The sequence below is a fragment of the uncultured Maritalea sp. genome, assembly GCF_937139385.1.
Lineage (GTDB): Bacteria > Pseudomonadota > Alphaproteobacteria > Rhizobiales > Devosiaceae > Maritalea > Maritalea porphyrae_A.
In genome coordinates this window covers 1-4,694 of the sequence record NZ_CAKZPW010000110.1, presented here as the reverse complement: position 1 = coordinate 4,694, position 4,694 = coordinate 1, and the positions used below count along the sequence as shown (strand labels likewise).

At 51.8% G+C, this 4,694-nt stretch carries 6 protein-coding genes; all 6 read right to left on the bottom strand.

The features are described from left to right. The coding region (locus Q0231_RS04485; RefSeq protein WP_299345617.1) for a hypothetical protein at positions 1 to 1,030 on the bottom strand (1,030 nt) is incomplete at its 3' end. Between the two features lie 95 nt (positions 1,031 to 1,125). Then, positions 1,126 to 1,608, bottom strand: coding sequence for a 23S rRNA (pseudouridine(1915)-N(3))-methyltransferase RlmH (gene rlmH, locus Q0231_RS04480; RefSeq protein ID WP_269392799.1), 483 nt, complete (start codon positions 1,606 to 1,608; stop codon positions 1,126 to 1,128). A gap of 3 nt (positions 1,609 to 1,611) precedes the next feature. Further along, positions 1,612 to 1,998 (bottom strand): ribosome silencing factor, encoded by a 387-nt coding sequence (rsfS, locus tag Q0231_RS04475; RefSeq protein ID WP_269392827.1) that lies wholly within the window; start codon positions 1,996 to 1,998, stop codon positions 1,612 to 1,614. A gap of 125 nt (positions 1,999 to 2,123) precedes the next feature. Continuing rightward, the gene (locus Q0231_RS04470; RefSeq protein ID WP_367274470.1) at positions 2,124 to 2,765 is read right to left on the bottom strand and encodes a nicotinate-nucleotide adenylyltransferase; all 642 of its coding nucleotides are present in this window, start codon (positions 2,763 to 2,765) and stop codon (positions 2,124 to 2,126) included. Continuing rightward, on the bottom strand, positions 2,762 to 4,048 hold the full coding sequence (locus Q0231_RS04465) for a glutamate-5-semialdehyde dehydrogenase (RefSeq protein WP_299345614.1): 1,287 nt from the start codon (positions 4,046 to 4,048) through the stop codon (positions 2,762 to 2,764). Before Q0231_RS04465 ends, Q0231_RS04470 begins: the two co-directional genes overlap by 4 nt. After that, positions 4,045 to 4,694: glutamate 5-kinase (locus tag Q0231_RS04460; protein WP_367274469.1), on the bottom strand; the 650-nt coding region annotated here is incomplete at its 5' end. The genes Q0231_RS04465 and Q0231_RS04460, both read right to left, overlap by 4 nt.

Here is a 4,694-nt window from a genome sequence, read left to right as displayed (position 1 = left end):
AAACAACTTGTGCCTCTGCACGTGTGACAATAAATGTACCTTTTGCCTCGCCACCAAACCCATCATTGTTTCCAAATTCAATTACACTTACCCCATTTGTGGGAAGGGCCAAGTGCCCTTTACCCATCGGAAATGGAAAGGCGGGCGTATCACGGCTGGTATCGGCCAGGGCAAGCTGAATGGCTTCTTCTTCCAACTGCTCGCCAACATTAAAGCGCGCGTTTTCATCTGATTGGCGTGCAGCGTCATTGGCTTGACTGACTGAGGCAACTTCGTCTTCAAGCACTTTGAGCAATTGGCTGAGTGATTTGGCGCGGCTGGCCAGCAGTTCTGCCTCACGTTGCTCAGAGCTTAATGCCTGGCTTGCGCGTTCAACCCCGGTACGTCGTGCTTCAAGTAAAACCGCAATGCGTAATTTTTCTTCGCGCAAAACATTCAGCTGTTCGCGTAGCTGCGTTTCTTCGCCCGCCACTTGTTGTTTGATGTCCAACAGCGCATCCAACTCAACGCGTATCGCATCTGCACGATTGCTCAATTGCGGTAGAATTGAAGCCAACAGCAGCGCGGAACGCGCCGACTTAGTGGCGTTATTTGGTTCAACAATCAATGCAGGGGGCGGGTTTCGTCCAATAATCTGCAAGGCGGTGAGCAATGTAGCAATTTCGCCATTCTCAACATCTAACGTTTCTTGAATACTTGCTTCTTCAGCCCGAAGTTCCGCCATACGTTCAGAAGCGGCATTTGCTTCTATTTCTGCCAATTTTACCCGCTGCGCCGATGCAATCAGGGCCGCCGTTTGCTGACTGCGGTCGCCTTCCATATCTGCAATTTCTTTGCGCAAGGCATCGATCCGCTCTGTGCTGATTTCGATTGTTTTTTCGATTTTTTGAAGTTCAGCGCGTGCGTCTTCGGTTGTTTGCGGGTCAATAAACTGACCAAGGGCAGGCACGCTCAAACAGGCTGCGCAAATGCAGCAGGCTAACGCGCTGCGCATAATGAATGTGGAAAACAAATCACGAGCCAAACTCACATGACCTCAATAGCGCAAATAAAGGACCGAATCAGTCCATGTAATCTAGCAAATCAAAAAGTGTTTTTGTGATTTAGTTCGCCAAAGCGCGTTCACTATTCGCGATGGTATGGATGCCCGCTCATAATGGTGATGGAGCGATAGATTTGTTCACACAAAAGGGCCCGAACGATTTGGTGTGGCCAGGTGAGGGGGGAGAAGCTTAAAACAAGGTCAGCCCGCTTGCGCACACTGGCGTCAAGTCCATCAGGCCCGCCAATAACAAATGTGCACTGGCGCGCACCGTCATCGCGAAACTGACCAAGCTTTTGCGCAAAATCTGGGCTGGTCATTGTCCGCCCACGTTCATCAAGTGCAATCAGCTTTGCACCCTCGGGGCAGCACCCAAGCAGTTGGTTTGCTTCTTGGGCTTTGCGCTGCGCGCTATTGTCGTGGCGCGCTTCGCCAAATTCTTGGATGTCAAAACCGGATAAACCCATTTGCTTGCCCGCGCCGTTCGCACGTTCAAGATATCGGTCCACCAATTGCCGCTCGGGGCCAGATTTCAGCCGGCCAATAGCGGCAATCGAAATACGCATAAGTTAAGCGGTTTCACCGGGAAAATCTGCGGACCACATTTTTTCAATATTGTAGAACTCGCGCACTTCAGGGCGGAATATGTGCACAATAATGTCGCCGCCATCCACAAGCACCCAATCACACTGGGGCAATCCCTCAGTTTTTGGGCGGCCATAGCCAGCTTCACGCATAGCGCGCTGTAATTGGTCAGCAATCGCACCAACATGTCGGTTTGATCGGCCAGAAGTGACAATCATATAATCGGCAAGACTAGATTTCTGCCGAATATCGATCACAATCGTATCTTCGGCTTTGGCGTCTTCCAAAACAGTAGAAACGAGATCGAAAAGTTTGATGTCAGGTTGATTTTTAGGGGCTTTAGCGCCCTGTTGGTTGGTTGTTGGCGTCATCCGCGTGCAACCGTGTGAGGCAATAATGAAACCATGTCGGTTCGTTTGGTCCTTATGAAAAACAACGCAGCCCTCAGGCCGCTCATTGGGTGGATTATGCGCTTTTTGGCGCATTTTTTCAAGCCTCATCCGGCAGAGGAAACACTCTTCTTGCCGTTGCGGATTTGGGTGGAGGAAAGTTCGCTCATTATGCCATGCATATACATCCAGGCAGGAGCCTGCATATTGGCCAGTTTGCGCGCGTCCGTTTCATCAATACGATACGCACTTAAAGCCGTTGCCGCACGTGAAAAGGGTGCGCGCCTAGCCGTTCCAGGACGCACATAAATCGCGATGGGCATCATGCGTGCGATATCGCGCCAGCGCTCCCATTTGTGAAACCCAACCAGATTGTCAGCGCCCATAATCCAAACAAATTTGCGATCGGGCAAGCTATTGGTCAAATACTCGAGCGTGTCATACGTGTAGCGAAAGCCATGCTCCGCCTCAAAGCCTGTAATGCGAACCGCCGGGTGATCGACAAGTTTGCACGCAGCATCGATACGTTCCTGAAGGGGGGCCAATTCGCTGTGGTCTTTTAACGGGTTTCCCGGCGAAACCAACCACCACACCGCATCCAGCCCTAAGCGTTTCATGGCTTGGCGAGAAACCAGCCGATGCCCATCGTGAGGGGGATTAAAACTGCCACCAAATAGGCCAATTCGCATTCCAGGCGCGGAATGTGGCAAACGGTCTGTGCGGGCATTGTCTAAGAATACTGTGCTCACGGACGGGTCTGGCCCGTACCATGAACAAGATACTTAAAGCTTGTTAGTTGTTCCACCCCAACCGGGCCACGCGCATGCATTTTGCCCGTGGCAATGCCAATTTCTGCGCCCATACCAAATTCGCCTCCATCAGCAAATTGGGTTGAAGCATTGTGCATCACAATTGCTGAATCAACTTGGGCAAAAAACTGCTCTACAACGCTTGCATCTTCTGCAATCACCGCTTCAGTGTGGCCAGACGAATAGGTTTGAATATGCTCAATTGCAGCATTTGCGTCATCGACAATTCTTACTGAAATAATTGCGTCCAAATATTCAGTTGACCAATCTTCATCAGTTGCAGGCGTCGCTTTGTCAAAGAGCGATTGTACGATGGCATCACCGCGAATGTCGCACCCTTGTGCCGCCAATGTTTCACACAATAACGGCACAGTTTCAGCCGCAATATCGCGATGGACCAGCAATGTCTCAGCAGCCCCGCAAATGCCAGTGCGGCGCATTTTTGCATTCAATACAATTTCGGTCGCCATGGCTAGATTTGCGCTTTTGTCCACATAGATATGGCAAATACCTTCAAGGTGAGAAAACACCGGCACCCGCGCTTCTTGGTTCACCCGAGCCACCAAGCTTTTTCCACCACGCGGCACAATCACATCAATATTGCCATCAAGGCCTTTGAGCATTTCACCAACCGCAGCGCGATCTATTGTCGGCACCAGTTGGATTGCCGTTTTTGGCAAACCCGCTTTTTCCAAACCGGCTTCAAGCGCTGTGTGAATTGCGCGAGAAGAATGATAACTATCCGATCCACCGCGCAAAATCACCGCATTGCCAGATTTTAGGCACAACGCACCGGCGTCTGCTGTCACATTTGGGCGGCTTTCAAAAATCACCCCGATCACGCCAAGCGGTGTGCGAACACGGTCAATCTTCAAACCGTTTGGCCGCTCAATCGTTGTAATTTTTGTTCCAACCGGATCAGCCAATTCTGCAATGGCGAGCAACCCATCAGCAATGGCACCAATGCGAGCAGTATCCAACGTCAGCCGATCGATAAACGCAGGCGTCATGCCTTTGGCGTGCCCAGCTTCAACATCCTTGGCGTTGGCGGCCAAAATCTCATTTGTTGTTGCTTTCAAATGCTCAGCGGCGCTCGTAAGGGCCAAATTCTTTTGCGCTGAGGATGCAGTGGCCAAAACCCGTGCAGCGGCTTTTGCAGCCGCCCCAAGATCTTGCATGATAGACACAACATCACCGTGTGATTGTGAAGCCAATGCGCTCATTGCGTTTGTCCTTCTAACTCACTTCCCGTCAGCACCAAATTGTCGCGATGCACCAATTCGGTGCGGCTGACGGGGCCAAGAATTTCTAAAACGTCTTGCGATCGTCGCCCAACAATTCTTTGTGCATCAACCCCGTCAAAGCTGGCAAGCCCACGCGCCACTTCGCCGTTCGCCGGATCAAAAATCGCTACAGCGTCCCCGCGCTGAAAATTGCCGTCCACCTTGGTCACCCCAATGGGCAATAGGCTGCGCCCAGATCGAAGGGCCTTTAACGCGCCTTGATCAATGAACACACGGCCCGTGGGCAGTGATGCCATTATCCAGTTTTTGCGGGCCGCGCGTGGCGTATCGCTGGGCACAAAATAGCTGTGCTTGCCGCCCTCAAACAAGGCTTTGAGCGGATGCAACGCATGGCCCTTGCAAATCACCATGGCGGTCCCGGCATTGACGGCCATTTTCGCCGCCTCGACCTTGGTCACCATGCCACCGCGCGAAAGATGGCTGGCGGCCCCTCCCGCCATTGCCTCAATCGCTGGTGTGATTTTGTCGATCAAGGGCAAATGTTTTGCCGTGGGATCAAGATGCGGCGGGGCGGTATAAAGACCATCAATGTCCGAAAATAGGATCAGCCCATCCGCTTCAATCA